Below are 19,567 nucleotides of genomic sequence, written 5' to 3'. Positions count from 1 at the left end.
CGAACTCAACAACCGCCCCCGCAAACGCCACGGCTTCCGCAGCCCCACCAAAATCCTCAATGAGATACTCACCCAGGCAAGCACTGTTGCAACCACCGCCTGAATCCGCCCGAGAAGCCGCCGCCACCAGTTCCACCTGATCTTGTTCCCAATCCGGGCATATCATTACACTCTTATTGACGAGATTGGGGGGCGAGGTAGGGGCGTTCGGATGGAAGCCTCGGGTAGGTGCCGGTGCCGCAGAGGTCGACGGTGACGGCGTCGACGTAATGCTGCGCCTGGTGCTCACGTACGAAGATCAGCCGCGGTGAGGCAGGCGGCGAAGTCGAATCGGGCGCCATGCAGGAATACACTCAGATGCACATCGGGCTCTCCTGGGTGTCGAGATATGTTCTCGCTCATGCGTTTTCGTTGTCAGCGACGTTGATCGACTCACTCGGAGGAACAAGCCAGCGACGTACACAGCTGTCTTGCATGAGTCGGTGTTACGAACCGTCATCAGGTCACGGAAAGTGATGGCGGCACAACTGCGGAACCCTGCGGACCTGAGCAGTCATCCGAATGTAGACATACGGGTGCTTCCGTTCCGGGCTGGACTGTCGACCGGCCCGTTCCTGATCTTGGATTTCGATGTGGATCGGAAGGGCAAGCCCGAGGAGCCCAGCCCCGTCTACGTGGAGAGTTTCACCGGGGGCATCTTCCTGGAGCGACCAGCGGATCTGGACAGGTACCGTGAGGCGTATGGGGTCCTCCGGCGCGAGGCGCTCGATGCCCGACCAAGCCGAGACCTATTACGGAAGTTGCGAAGGAGTTCGAACGTGGGCGTTGCTCGGCTATGGCGCCCGCAAACTCGCCCCGCTATTCGCCCGTCCGATCGCTTGGCGCGTACGAGGTGAACCAGATAATGCTGGCGACCATCGACCTCGCCCCAAGTGGTTCAAGAGTAGCCACAGTGGCGGGGGCCAGGATTGCATAGCGGTGGCGCATCTGGACAGGGGCATGGTCGGCGTACGGGACTCCCAAGAACCCGACCGGCCCGGCACTGGTGTTCACTCCTGGCGAGTGGGATGCCTTCACCGCTGGCGTCAATGATGGCGAGTTCGATCGGCCATAGGTCATGTCTCACGTCTCTGCCCCCACCACTCGCCTACAAACGGCAGCGACTTGCCAATCCATTTAGGCTGCAAGGCAAATCATTGCCAAGTGTAGAGGGTGAGACCGATGACGAACCTCGTCTTGGTGCTGGCGGTCCTGGACATTGCGTTGATGACGATATTGATCATCGTCTACCGCATCCCTCGCCTATCGCGCAGCTTGCAGACCATGCCTGTGGCGCAACGCTATTGGCGTCCGAACTGGCCAGAGCTCAGAGGAATGATCCCGCTGCTGCTCCTAGTCCTGGTGGGCGTGTTGTGGGGGCTCATAAGCCTGCTGTGATCTCGTCGCCGGTCCAGTATCAACGGTGCCTAGCATCGAAAGCGCCGTAGTCGGCGTGCGGGATGTTCCGCGGCTGCGCTCGCTTGTTCAGGTGCGCCTTAGCCGAGTCCCCGGTAGCAGGCCTTCTTGCTGTCTGCATGAGTGAAATCGGCTGCACGCGTGGCAATATCGAGGACACCGCGCAGCCACGGCGTGTAGGAGTCGGCTGCCGCCGCGATGTCTTCGAGCAGGTCGATGGGGTCGGCCCAGATGCATTCGGAGACCTCGGCCGGGTCGGGGTGCGGCAGGTCGCCGGATATGACACCGACCAGCACGTGGTCCCATTCGTGCTCCACCTGATCGCCGCGTGGGTCGGCGGCCCGATAGCGGTAGATGCCCGCCTCGGTCAGCTCCGTGACGGTCAGGTTCAGTTCCTCCATCAGCCGGATCGATGCGGCGGCGATCACGTCCTGGCCGGGGGCGGGATGGCCGCAGCAGGAGTTCGAAAGCCGTTGCGGAAAACGAGTTTTGACCGCAGCGCGACGCTGCAGCAAGATCCGCCCGGACGCGTCGTACAGCAGTACCGAGAAGGCGCGGTGCAGCTGCCCGGGCGGGCGGTGTGCCTCGGCAACGGAACGTGCTCCGATCGCTCGGCCGTGCTCATCGACCAGTTCGACGAGAAGAGCCTCACGATCGGAGCGAATCTCGGTGGTCATAACGATCTTGGCTCCATGGTCTCTCGTGATTCGCTCACCGTTGGCAGAACACGGCGGCCGCGGGTACGACGGCCGCCCAGGCAACAAGCGCGACCATGTATACGAACAGTTTCGCCTGCGATCGGACGAGCGGCATAGCGTCCTCCACAGGCTTACCCCAGGTGCCGAGCTGGGTCCGGCCCAGATAGCCGATAACGATCAGCACGCCAACGGCATACACGATCAATGTCCAGGTGAATCCCACCATGGCGACGACGGACCCCGCCACGAGTGCGGCGCCGACGGTGACCCGCGTCATCGACTCGAACAGCGAGACACGCAGACCCAGCGCCACCACCGAGGTCCGGAATCCGTGCTCGGTGTCTTCCGGAATGTCCTCGGCGGTGTTCGCGACGAAAACTCCGGTGGTCGTCAGCCCCAAGCCGAGAATGGCAATGAGCGCGGGCATTTCGATCGGCCGGTCGTACAACCGGAGCACGACCACGCCCGGAAAGACCATGGTCATGATGTAGGTCCAGGGGATCTGCCAGAATCCGGCGGCCTTGAAATGCCATGGCGGCAGCGAATATTCGAGCAGCAACAGAGTTCCGACCGGAATGATCAGCAGCAGATCGAAATGTCCGGTCGCCACCGCGAGGTAGACGCCCGCGACACCGATGCCGGCGGTGGTGAGGTAGATCTGCCAGGCCACGAATCGCACGCCGAGATCTCGAACGATGCGGGAGAACTTGGATTTGTATTCGACGTCCACCCAGCGATCGGCCAGGCAATTGGCGACGTGCAACAGTTGAATGGCGGCGGCCAGCATCACCGCGGCCACGATCATCGGCGCTGACCAGATCTCGGCTGCGGTGTGCGCACTGAACAGGACATCGGCCACCATGACAGCACCGGACATCGGCGCGATTTCCGGCCGGGTCAGCCACAGCGCGTAGTCGATCTTCGTGCGCAGCGGCAGCGGTCGCCCCTCTTCGCCGGGGCCCGCGGTGAAAATGCGGTGTAACCGTGCACGCAACGAGGCTTCCCCGCCGCTGACCGTGGTGGACATCAGGCGTGCTCCTGCTGTGCATGTCGACGTGCGCGGGCGATACTGCGACGGAAGAACGGCCGGGACAGATCCTCCGGGAGATTGGCCCACCGCATGAAAAACGTGGTCAGCGGATCCACCGTGATGTGATGGCGGCCTCGCTCCAGCCCGCGTACCGCCGCTTCGCCGACCTTGTCGGCGGGCATCGGCTTGATCGAACCGGTAATCGCCTTGGTTTCAGCCGGTTTGCGCAGATTCTCCCTGGCGAGTCCGGGAGTGTCGGTGTCGGCCGGGTACAGCACCGATACCGTCACCCCGTCGGGCTCGACCTCGTAGCGCAGGCACAGCCCGAGCTGACGCACGCTGGCCTTGGTCGGACCGTAGCTCGAATATCCGGGGATGCCGAGGAAAGCCGCCGTCGAACTGGTCAGCAGAACATGCCCTTCGCCACGTTCGACCATGCCGGGCAGTACACACCGAATGGCATTGACCGAACCCAGATAGTTCGCATCACTCTGGATACCGAACTCGTCGCTGTCGACATCGAGGAAGAGTCCGGGCAGGGTGAGGCCCGCGCAGCAGGCGATCACCGCACAGGCTCCGTTGCGTTCCTCCAGTTCTTTCACGGCGACCGCCAGCCCCGATCGGTCGGTGACATCGGCGCTGCGCCAGTCGGCTCCGATCCGCTCGGCGGTGGCGCGCAGCGGCGCCTCCCGCCGAGCGATGACCGAGACGCGCGCGCCGCGCATGGCGAACGCGGCGGCCACGGCGGCCCCGATACCGTCGGAGCCGCCGGTGACGATCACATGCTTATCCGTCCAGCGCACAGTCATTTTCAACTCCCGCCGGGTACGGCCAGCTCACCGAGACGGTCACGCCAGGCGTGATAGCTGGTGGCCGTGCCGTCCTCCGGTATGCCGACGAACGCCTTATCGATCAGGGCCGCGGCCTCGTCGATGGTGCGACCGGTGTAGGTCCGCACCGCGACCTCGGTGTGCGGGGTGGCACTGTCGGCCTGCTGCCGGATCTTCGCGACCATGGTCGAGCCCGCCGCCAACTGCTGATGGAATTGCGGCACCAGGGACCGGATAGCTTCCAGGTCGGCGACTTCCACACCACCTGCGAAGGTGGTCGCGATGCCGATGCCGTTCCACAGGTCGGCATGCCTGCTCGGGTCGAACTCCGCGATCCGCGATGCGACGCCGTCGACCGATCCGCCGCTGATGAACCAGAGTGCGCGTCCGATGCCCTGATCAGAAGCCCGTTTCAACGGTGCGGTATCTCCCATCCAGGACGGATACCGCTCGTCGACGTGCTGGCGGTTGATGTATTTCTCGGTGCGGAAGAAGGCGTTGTAGAAGCCGTATCCGTCGATCGCGAGCCAGCGGTACACCGGATGCTTCGGAAAGACCTTCTTCCAAATCGGTTTCGGAATCTTGCCCATCGCCAGACCAACGCCGACATACATGGTCAGGTCGTGCTTGGCCGCGGGGCCGGTGAACAGGTCCGCGGCGCGATGGCTGAACGGGGTGATCGAATCGACGGCGGCCAGACCCGTTGCGGCGCCTTCGAATGCGAAGCCCTGGTACTGCTCGGGCAGCTGTTGGATCTGCTCGATCAACTCCGCGTTGTTCTTACTACATACGGCGACGTGGATGCTGGTGGACAGGTGGGTGGCGACCCGCTCCAGTTCGGCGGCGGTCGCCGGACTCGGCGTCGCAAAGCCGGGCCGTTTCAGTGGTTCCTGCTCGATATCGGTGCCGAGCAGGGTGGAGCGAAGTGGTCCGATCAGTGATGGCATATGACCTCGATTCTGTTGCGGTGGTGGTGGTTCCGGGTTGTCAGGACCGAGCCGGTTCTTTCTCCGGGGCAACAGCCGCCGGTTCATCCGACTCAGCCACCACCAGCTCACCCGACTCAGCTGTCACCGGTACTTCCGACTCAGCCGCCACCAGCTCACCCGACTCAACCGTCGCCGGCTCACCCGACTCAACCGCCGCCGGCTCACCCGACTCAACCGCCGCCGGCTCACCCGACTCAGCTGTCACCGGCTCACCCGACTCAGCTGTCACCGGTACTTCCGACTCAGCCGCCACCAGCTCACCCGACTCAACCGCCGCCGGCTCACCCGACTCAGCTGTCACCGGCTCACCCGACTCAACCGTCGCCGGCTCACCCAACTCAACCGCCGCCAGCTCACCCAACTCAACCGCCGCCAGTTCACCCGACTCAGCTGTCACCGGTACTTCCGACTCACCTGCCGCCGACTCACCCGACCCAACCGCCGCCAGTTCATCCGGCTCCGGTTCCGCCTCCTGGACGTCCACCACCGCGACGCTCGCGCGCTTGGCCAGCCACTCCCGAATATTCCGGCTCCACCAGAACAGTCCGCGACTCGCGCAGACGATCACCAGGGCGAAGAACAAGCCGAACGAGACGTGCAGGGCCATCAGCACGCCGTACATCAGGCCGACCGAGGCACCGAAGATGATCTGATCGCGCTTGGCGAACGGTGTCGTCGCCGGGTCGGTGATCATGTAGTTGGTGTAGAGCACGAAGGCGATACCGGTCATCGGCAGCAGCGCCGCGATGATCGAGATGTTGTGGTCCAGCAGACCGCGCACCACCGCCTGCAGCACATACGCACCGAGCCAGGCCATGATCATCGGTGTCTTCTTGGTCAGCTTGGCGTTGAGCATGGTGCCCGCGCCGAGCAGAGCGAGCACGATCAGCGCGTCGGCCGGACCCGAGACGTTCTCGACGAAGTGATACGGACCGACAACGGCGATCGCCGGGAAGACCAGCAGCGCAACCACGATCCCGAAGTTCGACGGGTTCATGAAGTGCTTGACTTTGCCGTTGACCTTGGCCCGCAGCACCCATTTCGTGCCGACCGCGACCGTGATGCCGAACATGATCGGCAGGAATTGGTCCGCCGCGTACATCAGGAAATTGAAGGCGACACCGGTGATGTGCGCGGGCAGCAGGAAGACGATCAGACCGCGAAGTCCGTTGCCCCGGTAGCCCGCCGGGCGGCGATAGGCCCATGCCGCCAGCGTTTCCAGGATCATCTCCACCGCGTACGCGGTGCCCGCGCTGAGGAACGGCCACAGCCACGGCTGCTCGAATCCGAGCCACAGGAATCCCAGAATATTGAAGATCGTCAGCGAGGCCGCGAAGTTGCGCAGCGCGAGATAGCGCGGGTCACGCCCTTCGATATTGACGCCCAACCACTTTCGCCGCCAGGCCTGCGCCGGTGACGGCGGGGGCTCGGGCGCGGAGCCGTTGGTGTTTTCGATGACGGCTGTTCCGTTCGAATGTGTACCGTTTCCTTGAACACTCACTGGTGCACCTCCCGGGCATCGGAGTCGAGAACGAGGGTGTGTTGCCCCGGTTGCAGCTGCAACTGCTGGGTGCGCACGGCGCCGTGGTTATCGCGCCACGCGAGTTGTACCGACAGTGCGGTAGTGGGAGCGATATCGCCGAGTCCGACGTGGATATCGGTGGACCGCTTACCCGCGTGCCCGCTGCCGCCGTCGACCTGTGCCACATGGGTTTTGCCGTCCGGCATCGTCACCGTGACTTCGGCGCCGAGGGCCGGAGACCCGAGCACGGGCTTGCCCGCGACCGTCGTCTCGCCGGAGGCAGCGGTGGTCGGCGGAGTGAGCAGCCGCAGGCCGAGGTACTGCCCGGGATCCGGTGCGTCATTGCGGTAGAAGACCGGCGCTTCCCACTGCCTGGCGACCGCGAAGCTGAGGTTGCCGGTACCGGTCGAGTCTCCGACCGCGATGCCGCGGGTGGGTGTCGCCGCGAAGGTGTCGAGGGCGGGCGAGATATTGGTGAACTTGCCGTTGTCGTCCTGGGCGAAGAAACCGATGCGGTTATTGCCCGCCAGGTCGGATTCCTCGGTGAACTTCGGCCAGGCCCACGGGTACTTGCTGAAATCGTCGTTCATCGTGGCCATTTCCTGCACCTGCGGCCACCGGGTGCTCGAACCCTTGAACATGCCGTTGGACTGCACGATCTGCGGTCGGCCGCTGTTGTCGAAATCGGCGACCTTGGTGTCCCAGCACCAGCCGTCCCAGGCGATGCCCTTCTCCACGGCCTGGTTCTTGAACGGTGCGATGCCCGACTCCAGTTGCGCCGCAGCTTGTTTCGGATCGGCTGCGGTGTTGTAGAAGGCGAGGTTGGCCTCGACGATGCCCCATCGCTGCGCGATATTGCTGACGAACAGATCGGGCATACCGTCGCCGTCGAGATCGGCGAAGTCCGCGCCCATGCCCTTGAACGAATCATGGCCGAGCACAAAGGACTTCGGGTCGGTCGGGCCGCGTTCACCTTCGGCGAGGCCGAAACCGATGTGACCCGGTGTCGACTTGTTCACGAATAGGCGATCCGGACCCATATCGTTGGCGACATACAGCTCCGGCAGTTGGTCGCCGGTGAGGTCCTGGGTGGCCGACGCCAGCGTCCAGCCGTTCGCCTTCCCCTCCGGGAGCGCATCGACCACCTCGCGGTACACCGCGGTCGGCTCGGCGCCGCCGGTGCCCTGCTGGAAGGTGAGGATGCGGTCGGTCCCGGCATTGGTCGCTTTGGAGAAGGATTCGTTCAGGGTCAGGCTGTGCTGACCGTCCGGACCGATGAAATCGCTGTCCGGGAAATAGTTTCCGAGGTAGACGTCCGGGTTGCCGTCACCGTCGAAGTCGGCGACGGAGGCGGCCAGGGTGAACCAGCGCGCGCCCTGGTAACTGCCGTCCGCGGTGGTCGGCGGCTGCACCATTTCCACCGGCCGGAATGCCTTGTTGTCCAGGTGCTTGGCACCCGTGCGCGGCAGGTACAGGACCGGGGTGCGTCCGCCGTAGTACACCATCAGACCGATGCGGCCGGAGTGGTCGAAATCGCCTGGGACACAGCCGGTCGGGGCCATCCGGTCGTCGGTCGGCAGCGGTGCCGGATCGAGCACGAAGGGTGCGTAGCGGCTGGTGTCGCTGTCCGGCGTCGGCGTCACGATGACAGTGTCGGATCGGGAATCGACCAGGCACAGATCATCGGCGCGACCGTTGCCATCGATATCGTTGATCGCCGCCGCCGAGTTGACCGAGGACATCCAGGCGACGACATGCTCATACCGTGGCTCGATATGCCGGATCTTGCGCTCGGGCAGCCCCGGCGGCAGCGCGATCGGCATCTCGGTGAAATGGAACCGGCTCGCCAGCGGGCTGCTCGGATCGGTCTCGACCGGGGCGATCATGGCCGAGTGGGCCGGTACGAACAGCACCGCCATCAGCGTCAACGATGCCAATGGCACCAACGCTTTTCGCAGCAGAGAAGAACTGACCGACAATTTCACGAGTGGTGACTCTCTTCCGTGGTGAGACCGTCGAACACCGACCGCAGGGTGTCCAACGCATGATCGAGCTGCGCCTCGGTATGACGGCAGTTGATGAAGAACCGCAAGCGCGCCTCGCCCTCGGGGACCACCGGATGCCCGATGGCGTTGGCCATCACATTGCGCTCCAGCAGTTCCATCGATGCGCGCACCGCGGGTTCGTTCGCGCCGGTGATGATCGGGGTAATCGGTGTGGCCTGGCCGTTGCCGGTGTCGAAGCCGAGTTCGCGGGCCCGGCGGTGGAAGTACTCGGCGTTGCGGCGCAGTGCCGCCACGCGTTGCGGCTCGTCGTGTAGGACGGCGAGGCCCTCCAGTGCGGCCGCCGCCGCGGACGGTGCGGGTGAGGCCGTGTACATGCTCAGACCGGCGGCGGAGTATTTGAACCCTTCGACGAGTTCGCGATTGGCCGCCAGGTAGCCGCCGACGCTGCCCAGCGCCTTCGACAGTGTGCCCATCCAGACATCGACGGCATCGCCGGGCAGATCGAACAGCTCACGCGCGCCGAGCCCACGCTCGCCGAGAACACCGAAGGAATGCGCTTCGTCGATCATGATCGAGCAGTCGTATTTCCGCGCCACCTCGATGATTTCGGGCAGCCGGACCACATCGCCGTCCATGCTGTACACGCCCTCGATCAGCACGAGGGCCCGATCGAAGCTGCGCCGGGACATCGCCAGAATCGCGTCCAGCGATTCGGGATCGTTGTGCCGGAAGGTGACTCGCTTGCAGCCCGCCCATTCGGTGCCGGAGACGATGCTGTTATGGATCAGTGAGTCGCAGACCGCGATATCGCGCCTCCCGAGCAGGAAGGCGACCGCCGCCGCATTGGTGAGGAAGCCGCTCGCCGTCACGATGGCGGCCTCGGTGTCGTAGATCCGCGCGAGCTCGCGTTCCAACTCCCCGTAGAGCGGTAACTCCCCCGCGACCATCCGGACGGCGGCCGCGGATGTCCCGTAACGCCCGATCGCGGCGATCGCGGCGGCATGCACGCGCGGCTCGGCGGCCAGATCCAGATAGCCGAAACTGCTGAAGTTCAGCATGTCACGGTCCGCGAAGCTGGTCACCGCCCCGCTGATGCCGTCGTGCGGCAGGTAGTAGGGATTGAGCACACCGGCCTCGCGGGTCCAGGCGTCGAAAGCGGCGAACTTTTCATTGGCTTCGAGCACACCCGGATGATCACGGAAGGAGGTCTGCAGGCTCGGGCCGCGAGCGGTCCGCACATCGGCCGCACCGCGGTCGGGTCCCGGCGCCGTCGCAGTGGTCGCGCCATTGCCCGCATCGTGCTTGGCCATCAGGGCACGGGCGAGCGCACGGGGATCGATGCTCTCAGTTGTCATGCAGTAGTCCTCACGCTGCTGTCGGTTCGGTACTTGCTTCTTCGTGCGCGATCTGAGCGGCGATCTTGACGCCGAGGCCCGCCAGCGAGAGCCCGGCCCCGATGGACAGGACCGACATCTTGACGCCGAGACTTTTCACCACGCGCGCACCGAATTCCATGGCCATCAGCGAATCCAGCCCCAACTCCATGGTCGGAGTGGCCAGGTCCACGGTGTCCGCATCGACGCCGAGTACGACCGCGAGTTGTTCGGCGAGCAGACAGGCGACCACCTCGCCGCGAAATTCCGGGTCCAGCGCCAGGATTTCGGCGCGCAGGGCGCTTGTACCCGCCGCGCCACCGCCCGCGGCGGTGACCAGTTCGACGAAACGAGGCGCGCGAGCCGAAGAACGATGCGCGAGTGCCCACTGCGCCCAGTCGATATCGAGCAGGGCGAGCTGGGTGATGTCGAACCGCAGACATTCCCGCAGCAGCAGGGTCGCGAAATCCATATCCAACGAGCCGTATCCGGTCATTTCGGCATAGCGGGACACTGCGCGGGAGTCGGCCATACCGCCGTCGCCGCGCATGAATCCCCAGTCCACAGATAGCGCGGGCCTGCCCTGTGCGCGTCGCGCGCAGGCGAGTGCATCGAGCGCGGAATTGGCTGACGCATAACCCAATTGGGGTGAGAGCCCGGCAATGCCGCTGGCCGAGGAGTAGAGCACGAATAGGTCGAGCTCGACGCCTGCGGCGGTGGTGGCTCTATCGAGATTGGTCGCGCCGATCACCTTCGGATCGAAGATCTCGCGCAGGGATTCGGTGGTGACCTCAGGAATCTCGGTGTTGTTGACCACGCCCGCGGCATGGATCACACCGCGCAACGGTGCACCGCTTGCCTGAATGCGCGCGACGAGGTCGGCGACCGCGTCGTAGTCGGCGACGTCGACGCATTCCTCGCGCACATCGATTCCTTCGTTCGTGAACCGCGCCAACTGTTCTCGCGCCGCGTCGGTGGACGCGCCATTGCGACCGACGAGCACCAGGTGCCGTACTCCGGCACGCGCCAGCTGACGTGCGGTGGCCAGGCCGAAGGCACCGAAGCCGCCGGACACCAGATAGCTTGCGGCGGGGTCGAATTCGAATTCGCCGGGGATGTGGCGCACCGCCGGATGTGCTTCGCGCAGATCGAGCACCACCCGGCCGATCTGGGCGGAGCGTGCCACAGTTTCGAATGCCGCGGTCAGCTCGTGCAGCGCGAACGGTGTGTTCGGCAATGCGGTGTACTCGCCGTGGAACATCGCGTCCACCACGCGCCGGGCCGCCCGGCGGACCTGCTCGGGTCGCCGGGCCAGGATGCGGTCGATATCGACGGCGAAGAAGGCCAGATTCCGGTCGAAGGGGCGCAGGTCGATAGTGCCCGAGCCGTAGATATCGGCCTTGCCGATATCCACGATGCGGCCGAACTCGCCCGCCACCCGGAAGTTCTGCTGCAGGATCTCGCCGGGCGCGGAACTGTAGACGACGTCGACGCCCGCACCGTCGGTCAGGCGCAGCACCTCGTCGACGAAACCGATCGACCGCGAACCCAGCACCTCATGTGCGCCGAGCGCCCGCACCTGGGCGCGCCGCTCCTCGGTGCCGGCGGTGGCGATCACCCGCGCTCCCATCCGCAGCGCGACCTGAACGGCGGCCATGCCCATACCGCCCGCCGCGCCGTGGATCAGCACCGTTTCGCCCGGCTGCACCCGAGCCAGTTCACCGAGCCCGATTTCGGCGGTGAACAGCGGCATTACCGAGGTGCAGTGCAGCGGGTCGAAGGTGCCGGGCGGGAAGATATCCATCCGAGTTGTCGCGCCGGTGTCGGGGCGAATCGTCACATAGCGCTGGACGATTCCGGGTGCCACGACCGAAATCTCATCTCCCGGTGCGATATCGGTGATATCGCCGCCGACGCGGGTCACGACGCCGTAGCCGTCCATGCCGATCTCGGTGCCGAAAAATGTTCCGTCCAGCTCTTTTTCGGTGAGTACACCCAGCACCTTGAGGGTGTCCTTATAGTTCAGGCCGACCGCTTGCATCCGGATTTCGACCTCGTCCGGTCCCGGTGCGATCCGCTCGCAGGTGCGCAGGGCGAGTTCCGGTAGCAGGCGCGAACGTGGAATATCGAGACGGAAGGACTGCTCGGGATCGGTGAGCGGTCGCGGCACATCCCAGCCGGCCAACCGGTCGGTGAGGGTCTGCCGCCAGCGGATCGTCCAGCGCGCGCCCGCGCGCAGCGCCACCTCGTCGGTGGTGGTGTCGGTGTAGATCTGCTCGAGGATGTCGGCCGCCGCGGAGGCGGGTTCGGTATCGACCAGCCGCCACTGTCCGGCCGGAAGTTCGTTGAGCAGTTCGCGGCGCGCGCCGGTCAGGGCCGAATGCTCGAGCCGGGCGAACCGGTCGATCGGCAGGCACAGCGCGTGTTCGGTGACCACGACCGCGTGGATCACGACAGGCAGTTCGTCCGACAGCAGGGCCTTGAGCGCCTGCGCGACCTGTGCGAGCCCGTACACATTGCGCATGCCGTCGAGTTCTGCCCCGGCGACGACAACCAGTCGCAGGCACTCGACCTCGGGCCGGGCGTGTGCGGTCCGCAGCAGCTCGAGCAGCTGTTCGGTGTCGGCCGCCGAGGCATGCTCGCCGACCGTCACCACTTCGGCCCGGATGCGCATATTGGCGATTTCCTTGGCCCGCTGGGAGATTTCCGCACCGAGGTTGACGACGAGCAGGAACTCTTCGTCACCGGGCAGGTCTTGCGGTGCCGGTTCCGCGGTGTCCGTCACGATCTCCCACACCGGCTCGTAGAACAGCCGGTCGAGTTGCTCGTAGAGCGACGACCGCGGGGTGAGCGCGCGGAATTGCACCCCCGACATGGTCAGTGCGACATCGCCGCTCGCGGACGCGATGCGGATATCGGCGCGCAGTGGATCATCGGATACGCGGGTGAGGACCACGACCGGATCGGCCGGCATCGGCCCGGTCCACCGGATCCCGTTGATCGCGGACGGCACAACCACATCGGCGCCGGCGCCGGAATCTGCCTGTGTGGCAGCTGTTCTCGCGTACAAGGCGGCGAAGCACTGGAGTGCCGAATCGACTATCGCCGGGTGGGCAAGGTGCCGGTGCCCCGTGGTTACCGACGAATCGAGATGTGCGACAACGCTATCCGTGCCAACCCAGACCTCGCTCAACAACCGGAAAGCAGGGCCGTAGCGAAGTCCGTGCTCGGCCATGCTCTCGTACAGCTCGTCGACGGCGACTTCGACAGCGTCCGCCTGCGGCGCGGTAGCGACGGTGGTGGCGTCGGCATCCGCCTCGATGAGACGTCCATGCGCGTTGGGTGTCCATCCCCCACCGCTAGCGGGTCGGGACTGGATGGTGAACCGGCGGGTGCTCTCTTCCACGCCGATCCGGACGACCGGCACATCGTGCTCGTCGATGACCAGTGGGCTGATGAATTCGACGGATTCCAGCCCGAACGACTCCCGGCCGGTGCGTAACGCGATGGCGCTCATGGCGGTGTCCAGGTAGGCCGCACCCGGCAGCACCACGGCACCGGCCACGACATGATCACGCAACCACGGCAGGTTCGAAACCGACAGTTGCACTTCCCATTCCGTGGCCACCGACGCGGTGCGATCGCCGAGCATCGCGAATCCGTTCGGTGTGCCGATCCGATCCAGCTCCGTTTCCGGCTCCTGGGTCCATACGTACCGGCGCTGCCACGGATAGCGCGGTAGGTCGACATGCCCGGCGCCCGGATCGATCGCGCCGGGCAGGCGGTCACCGTCCAGCGCGCCCGCTCGGTATAACTCGCCGATCGCGGCCAGTGTGTTCTCGCGGTCGTCGCCGCCACGGGTGAGCGTGCTGATAGCGGCACCGGTAACGCCCTGCTGTACAAGGATTTCCCGAATGCTTCCGCTCAATACCGGGTGCGGGCCGACTTCCAGGAAGACTCGGTGTCCGGCATTGAGCAGTTCGCCGATCGCGTCCGCGAACCGGACCTGGTCGCGGACATTGTGAGCCCAGTAATCCGGACCCCAATCCTGTTGTGTCGCTTGCGTACCGGTGACCGTCGAGTAGACCGGGATGGTGGTATCACCCGGTGCGAGCGCCGCCAGTGCGGTTCGCAGATCATCGAGGATCGGGTCCATCAGATGGCTGTGGTACGGGACTTCGACCCGCAGCGCCTTGGCGAAAACACCGTCGGCAGTGAGACGTTCGCCGAGGGCGGCCAATACCTGGCGGTCCCCGGCCAGGGTCACCGCCGACGGGCTGTTCACCGCGGCGATACACACGCCGTCGACGTCCGTCAGCAGTTCGCGCGCTTCGGCCTCGGCCAGCCCGACCGCCAGCATGCCGCCGGTCCCCGCCGTTGTGGCCTGCAGTCGGGACCGGTGGTAGCTGACCGTGACCGCCTCGGCCAGCGATAGCGCACCGGACACGTAGGCGGCCGTCACCTCGCCGACGCTGTGTCCCACCGTGACGGCGGGTCGAATGCCGAACTCGGCGAGTTCGGCCGTCAGCGCGGCCTGAAGCAGGAAGTTGGCCGGTTGCGCGATCTCGGTGCGTGAGATCCGGGACTCCGCCTCGTCGCGGCCCATCTCCTCGAGGATCGACCAGCCCGCGAGTTCGGTGAATTTCCCATCGATTTCGCGCGCTAATTCGGCTGCCGGGCCTTGCCCCGCGAGCAGGTCGCGGCCCATGGCCCACCACTGCGGTCCCATACCGCTGTAGACGAATACCGGGTCGGTGTGTCCTTCCGCGATGGCACGAGCGGGCGGTTGACCACCGCCAGCGGCGAATTCGGCCAGCTGGGAACGCAATTCGCCGATTTCGCGGTAGCGGAAGGCGGTTCGCAACGGGTGATGCGCGCGGCGCACCCAGGCTGCCTCGGTCAGGACGTCGAGCGGTTCGGTGTCAGCCGCGGCCAACAGCCCCGCTGCGAGCGTGCGCAGCGCCGGTTCGCTGCGCGCCGACAGCGGTAGGATCGGCACGCTGTTCTGCCGCATTGTGGTTGCATCGGAACGGGTTTCGACGGGCGCGGGCCCGATGAGTGCGTGCGCGTTGGTGCCGCCGTAGCCGAAGCTATTGACCGCCACCAGCGGCCGGAGCAGCGGTTCGGCCGTCATGGGCACCCGCAGCCGCAGTTCGTCGAACGGGATCTCGGGATTGAGCTGGTCCAGCCGGGCCTGCGGCGCGATCGTCCGGTGGTGAACGGTCAACGCGGCCTTGATGACTCCGGCCACGCCCGCCGCCGCCTCGGTATGACCGATATTGTTCTTGACCGATCCGACCGGCAGCGGCTCGGTCCGGCCATCGATCGCGCCATACACCTTGCCGAGGGCCGTCATCTCCGCCGGATCGCCGACCGGTGTCCCGGTGCCGTGCGCCTCGACGTAGCCGATCTCATGTGGCGCGATGCCTGCGCTGGTGTGCACGCGCCGGGCAAGTGCTTCCTGCGCTTCGGGATTGGGGACCGGGATGGCCAAGGTGCGGCCGTCCTGGTTCACGCCGCTGCCGCGGACAACAGCATAGATACGGTCACCGTCGCGCACCGCGGCCTCGAGCGGCTTGAGGATCACCACACCCGCACCCTCGCCGCGGCCGTAGCCGTCGGCGGCAGCGTCGAACGATTTGCAGCGACCGTCCACAGACAGGAATCGGCCCTTGCACATGGAGATGAAGGTTTCCGGCTGCAGCATGGCATTGGCGCCGCCGACAATGGCGGCGCTACATTCGCCGAGCGCCAGCGATTGGACGGCCTGGTGCAGTGCCACCAGCGACGACGAGCAGGCGGTGTCGATGGTCATGGTCGGACCGTGCAGGTCGAGCAGGAATGCGATGCGCGCCGAGAGCAGGGTGTGCGAGGAGCTTGTCGGGGTATGACTGTTGATCGCGGAGCGGACCACGTTGCGGCCCACCGCATTGTCGTTCATGAAGCCGCCGACGAAGACGCCGACATCGCGGCCGGCGATCCGCCCGGCCATCCCGCTATCGTCGAGCGCCTCCCATGCGACCTCGAGCAGCAGCCGCTGCTGTGGATCCATGATCGAGGCCTCGCGCTGGGAGATGCCGAAGAAGTCGGCGTCGAACTCCCACAGCGATTGGGTCAGGAATCCGCCGCCGCGGGTGTACATCCGGCCGGGCGCATCCGGATCCGGATCGTAGAACTTGTCCAGGCTCCAGCGATCCGGCGGCACCTCGACGATGCCGTCGCCCTTGCTGATCACGAAATCCCAAAAGGCACCCGGACCATCGATCCCACCCGGAAATCGACAGCCGATACCGACGATTGCTGCATCGGACATTGCGCAGTCCTCGATTTCTACCCTGAGCATTGAACGGTAGGCAGCATACTTTCGATATTCGATCGGCAGCGCAAAATGACTGAAACCTGTTGCAACCACGGCCGATTGTGGTCCACATAGTGAAATTACGGTGTTATCGGACAGGCCATGACATTGTTATTGCCGAGGCGGACACTGTTATACGTCGGAGCACCTGCCAGCCGACTCGAATAATAACAATGTCATGGGCTCGAATTACATTGTTATTCGAACCCATGACATTGTTATCCAAGTACGGTGGCGGCCATGAACTCTGGCGAATTCGCCCTCGACCCGGCCGCCGAGCCCATCGAGGACACCGACTGGCTGCGCGAGTTCGTCGAGCGCTATATCGCCGGTTGGAACACCGGCGACGGCGACGCGGTAGCAGCCTGCGTCACCGAGGACACCCGCTGGCTCGACCCGTCCGAGGGCGAGCTGATCATCGGCCGTGCCGGGGTCGCGAAGTTCGTGCACGACACCAAACGCGCATTTCCGGATGTCAACTACACCACCGTCTTCGAGCCGGTCGTCACCTCGGACGCGCTGGCGGCAATCGTGCCTTGGCGAATGACGGGCACCCACCTCGGCATGATCGACCCGCCCGGATTCGCTGGCACCAATAAGAAATTCGACCTGTTCGTGGTCGACATCTGGCAGTTCCGCTCCGGACTCATCTGGCGCAGCAAGGCCACCTGGGATCTGAACGAGCTACTGCTGCAACTCGAATTGCTGCCCAAGCGCAACGGTTTCGCCGAGCGCGCAATGGCCCGCGCCCAGCGCCTCGCGGTCAAACTGCGTGGCTGATCAGGTGTGCGGACCGGTCAGCGCGGTGACCTGTTCGAGGGCACGCGCCACCGACCGCTCGATTGTCGCGCGTTCGGCGCCCATACCGATCAGAATGTTGACGATCGAGGGCAACAGCACCTCCGACACACCCTGGTCGCCATACAGGCCAGCCATATCCAACTGGATGAACCCGTACAGCCCGGTCCAGAACTGTGCCGCGGCCGAGCGCTCGTTCGTGCTGTGCAACAGATTCGCCTCCAGTGCCCGCCGGGTCGCGCGCACCACGAAATCGAAGCTCTCCGAGAAGTTCTCGAAGTCGGAATCGCTGCTATCGGCCAGCACATTGCCGCGGTGCACCTTGACCTCCGCCTTCGGTGACTCGGTGGCGAACATCAGCCGGAACAGCTCGGGTTTGCGCAGCGCCTCATCGCGAAAGATGAAGCCGAGCACCAGGATTTCGGCGATCGGATCGTCGGTGATCTCGCATTCGTCCAGCCGCGCGACCAATTGCGCGAAACCTTCCGAGCCGACCGCCTGGATCAAGCCGGGCATACCGCTGAAGTTGGAATAGATCGCCATGGTCGAGACCCCGCATATCCGCGCCACGCGACGCACGGTCAACGAGGCGAGTCCTTCGGTCGAGATGAGTTGGACTGTGGCCGCTATCAGGCGATCGCGCATCGAGCCGGTTAGTGCGGGTTCCAACGCTGTTGCAGTGTCGATCATTACCTCACCTAGCAGTGCTTGTGCTTGCTATGCCGCCGCGACGCCCAACTCGTCGGCGGTGATCTGTTCCAGTGGCTTGCGCCGGGTCTCGACGATGAACCCGACGGCCACCACCGCCGCGATCGCGATCGGCGCCGCGCTGATGAGCGCGGTCACCGCGATCGACGGCGTGGCGACTGCGAGCACCACCAGCGCGACGACCAGCACACCGCCCGCCTTGGTCATCGCCGCCGCGACACCGCTGCCGCGGGACCGGATCCGAGTCGGGTAAACCTCCGCGCCGTAGGCCACGATGACCGCGACTACCGAACTGGAACCCCAGATCGGCACCACGAGAAGGGCATACAGCAGAGTGGTGTTGTCGGCGACGTGATCGCCGAGGATTACGAACCCGCCGAGCGCGACGGCGAGCAGCGCGCTGAGCGTAATCAGTGTCCATTTGGTGGAGCGGTGGTAGCAGTAGGCGACCAGGAAGTTGAGCGGGAAGCCGATCAGCGCGGAGTCACGCAGGATCTTGTCGGCGGTGACGCCGGTGAAGCCCAGGCTGCGCAGATTCGTCGGCAGCCAGAGCTGGAAGCCGTAGGTGACCAGTCCGACCCCGAGTCCCAAAAGAGCTAGCACGATGGTCATTCCGGCGAAGGGGCGGCGCAGCAACTGACCGAACCCGCCCTGCAGATCATCCTCGGCGGCGAATTCCGGCTGCTCGACCGCGATGACCTCGGCATTGTAGGTGCGCAGCACCTCTTCGGCCTCGCGGTGCCTGCCGATGGCCATCAGGAACCGCGGCGACTCCGGAATCCAGCGGACCAGCAGCACCAGCAGCAGTCCGGTGGGCAAGCCGATCAGCCACAGGCTGCGCCAGCCGTAGGTCTCGCCGATCGTCGATGACAGCCAGCTGGTGATGACGTAGGCGCCGGCGATATCGCCGCCGATCAGCACCAGCAGCCAACCGCGGTGGCGCGCCGGGATGGTCTCCGAGAGCAGCGTGAAGGCGATCGGCAGCATGCCGCCCGCGCTCAGGCCCATGATGAAGCACATCGCGACATTCAGCTCGAAGCTGGGCATGGCACCGCAGATCGCGGTTCCTACGAAGAAGATTCCGGCCAGCAGGATCGCCGCCTTGCGCCCGATGCGGTCGCCGAGCCAGCCCCACAGGAACGACCCGAGCACCGTGCCGGTGAGACCGGATAGTGGCAGCAGTGCCACCGGTAGCGCGTCCAGGTGCGGACTCGCCGGTGTGCGCAGGTGGTACTCCGCGCCGACACCCGGAACGACGAAGGCCAGGGTTGTCGGCTTCATCACGTCGATGGTGATCGCGGCGGCCATGATCAGCAGTAGCACCACATGCACCCGGTTGATCGGCGCGTCGTCGAGTGCCCGCACCCGCAGCCCGGCCACCGTATCGTGCACCGCGCGCCGCGGAAACAGACCGTAAGTTGTGACGCCCAAACCGATCACGATCAGGATCATCCCGGTGATCATGGCGCCGTCCATGGGCATGCCCACCAACCGATAGCCCATATCGCGGGCCATGAGATACATCGGAAGGTGCAGGGCGGTGCCGAGCACCGTCAACACCAGACCGAACCAGAAAGCTCCCGTACGCCGACGGTTGATCGGATCCTCCGATCGATGCGCGATATCGACGGCGCTCACAGACATCACCGAACCCTGATCAGCCCCCCGTACACCAGTTACCGATCGGTATTACACACGAGTTCTGTGCCGGTGTGGGCTTTTTAATCTGTTCGGCATCAACAAGTTCGGGACGCGGCGGAGTTACCTATGAGAATGGTTACGACCGCAGTCGGGGGGGTA

Annotated in this window: 14 protein-coding genes; 4 read left to right on the top strand and 10 right to left on the bottom strand. The window is 65.1% G+C overall.

Annotated features, from left to right (window positions below):
• The first annotated feature begins 329 nt into the window (after positions 1-329).
• From ACIBJI_RS35570 to ACIBJI_RS35560, 3 genes are all read left to right on the top strand, one after another.
• Positions 330-896 carry a DUF5753 domain-containing protein gene (locus ACIBJI_RS35570; protein ID WP_397087711.1) on the top strand — a complete coding sequence of 189 codons (567 nt, stop codon included), beginning with the start codon at positions 330-332 and terminating at the stop codon, positions 894-896.
• A 149-nt stretch (positions 897-1,045) separates the two neighbouring features.
• Positions 1,046-1,114: a hypothetical protein gene (locus ACIBJI_RS35565; RefSeq protein ID WP_397087709.1), complete on the top strand. Its 69-nt coding sequence runs from the start codon at positions 1,046-1,048 to the stop codon at positions 1,112-1,114.
• A gap of 107 nt (positions 1,115-1,221) precedes the next feature.
• On the top strand, positions 1,222-1,437 hold the full coding sequence (locus ACIBJI_RS35560; protein WP_364344791.1) for a hypothetical protein: 216 nt from the start codon (positions 1,222-1,224) through the stop codon (positions 1,435-1,437).
• Between the two features lie 98 nt (positions 1,438-1,535).
• Here ACIBJI_RS35560 and idi read toward each other — a convergent pair whose 3' ends face one another.
• From idi to ACIBJI_RS35520, 8 genes are read right to left on the bottom strand one after another with little or no spacing between them, the layout of a single operon-like run.
• Positions 1,536-2,132 (bottom strand): isopentenyl-diphosphate Delta-isomerase, encoded by a 597-nt coding sequence (idi, locus tag ACIBJI_RS35555; protein WP_364344794.1) that lies wholly within the window; start codon positions 2,130-2,132, stop codon positions 1,536-1,538.
• 34 nt (positions 2,133-2,166) lie between these two features.
• A complete protein-coding gene (locus ACIBJI_RS35550) occupies positions 2,167-3,180 on the bottom strand; it encodes a UbiA family prenyltransferase (RefSeq protein ID WP_364344797.1) in 1,014 nt (337 codons plus the stop codon).
• Positions 3,180-3,992, bottom strand: coding sequence for an SDR family oxidoreductase (locus ACIBJI_RS35545; RefSeq protein ID WP_364344800.1), 813 nt, complete (start codon positions 3,990-3,992; stop codon positions 3,180-3,182). The genes ACIBJI_RS35550 and ACIBJI_RS35545 overlap by 1 nt, the downstream gene beginning before the upstream one ends.
• A 2-nt stretch (positions 3,993-3,994) precedes the next feature.
• The gene (locus tag ACIBJI_RS35540) at positions 3,995-4,960 is read right to left on the bottom strand and encodes a DUF1702 family protein (RefSeq protein WP_364344803.1); all 966 of its coding nucleotides are present in this window, start codon (positions 4,958-4,960) and stop codon (positions 3,995-3,997) included.
• Between the two features lie 40 nt (positions 4,961-5,000).
• Complete coding sequence (locus tag ACIBJI_RS35535; RefSeq protein WP_397087701.1) at positions 5,001-6,503, bottom strand: hypothetical protein; 1,503 nt, start codon at positions 6,501-6,503, stop codon at positions 5,001-5,003.
• Positions 6,500-8,461 carry a CRTAC1 family protein gene (locus ACIBJI_RS35530; protein WP_397087699.1) on the bottom strand — a complete coding sequence of 654 codons (1,962 nt, stop codon included), beginning with the start codon at positions 8,459-8,461 and terminating at the stop codon, positions 6,500-6,502. Before ACIBJI_RS35530 ends, ACIBJI_RS35535 begins: the two co-directional genes overlap by 4 nt.
• A 44-nt stretch (positions 8,462-8,505) precedes the next feature.
• Positions 8,506-9,885 carry an aminotransferase class I/II-fold pyridoxal phosphate-dependent enzyme gene (locus ACIBJI_RS35525; protein WP_364344812.1) on the bottom strand — a complete coding sequence of 460 codons (1,380 nt, stop codon included), beginning with the start codon at positions 9,883-9,885 and terminating at the stop codon, positions 8,506-8,508.
• Between the two features lie 10 nt (positions 9,886-9,895).
• Positions 9,896-16,216 carry an SDR family NAD(P)-dependent oxidoreductase gene (locus tag ACIBJI_RS35520; RefSeq protein WP_397087696.1) on the bottom strand — a complete coding sequence of 2,107 codons (6,321 nt, stop codon included), beginning with the start codon at positions 16,214-16,216 and terminating at the stop codon, positions 9,896-9,898.
• 285 nt (positions 16,217-16,501) lie between these two features.
• On the opposite strand from ACIBJI_RS35520, the gene ACIBJI_RS35515 reads away from it, so the two are divergent.
• Positions 16,502-17,041, top strand: a complete 540-nt coding sequence (locus tag ACIBJI_RS35515) for a nuclear transport factor 2 family protein (RefSeq protein ID WP_364344818.1) — start codon at positions 16,502-16,504, stop codon at positions 17,039-17,041.
• Here the strand turns inward: ACIBJI_RS35515 and ACIBJI_RS35510 are convergent, their stop codons facing one another.
• Together ACIBJI_RS35510 and ACIBJI_RS35505 are read right to left on the bottom strand one after the other, a co-directional pair.
• Positions 17,042-17,749, bottom strand: coding sequence for a TetR/AcrR family transcriptional regulator (locus ACIBJI_RS35510; RefSeq protein WP_397087694.1), 708 nt, complete (start codon positions 17,747-17,749; stop codon positions 17,042-17,044).
• Positions 17,750-17,776: 27 nt separating this feature from the next.
• Positions 17,777-19,411, bottom strand: coding sequence for an MFS transporter (locus ACIBJI_RS35505; RefSeq protein WP_397087692.1), 1,635 nt, complete (start codon positions 19,409-19,411; stop codon positions 17,777-17,779).
• Between the last annotated feature and the right edge of the window lie 156 nt (positions 19,412-19,567).

Source organism: Nocardia sp. NPDC050408, assembly GCF_044458905.1.
Classification (GTDB): Bacteria; Actinomycetota; Actinomycetes; order Mycobacteriales; family Mycobacteriaceae; genus Nocardia.
This window is presented reverse-complemented; position numbering and strand designations above follow the sequence as displayed.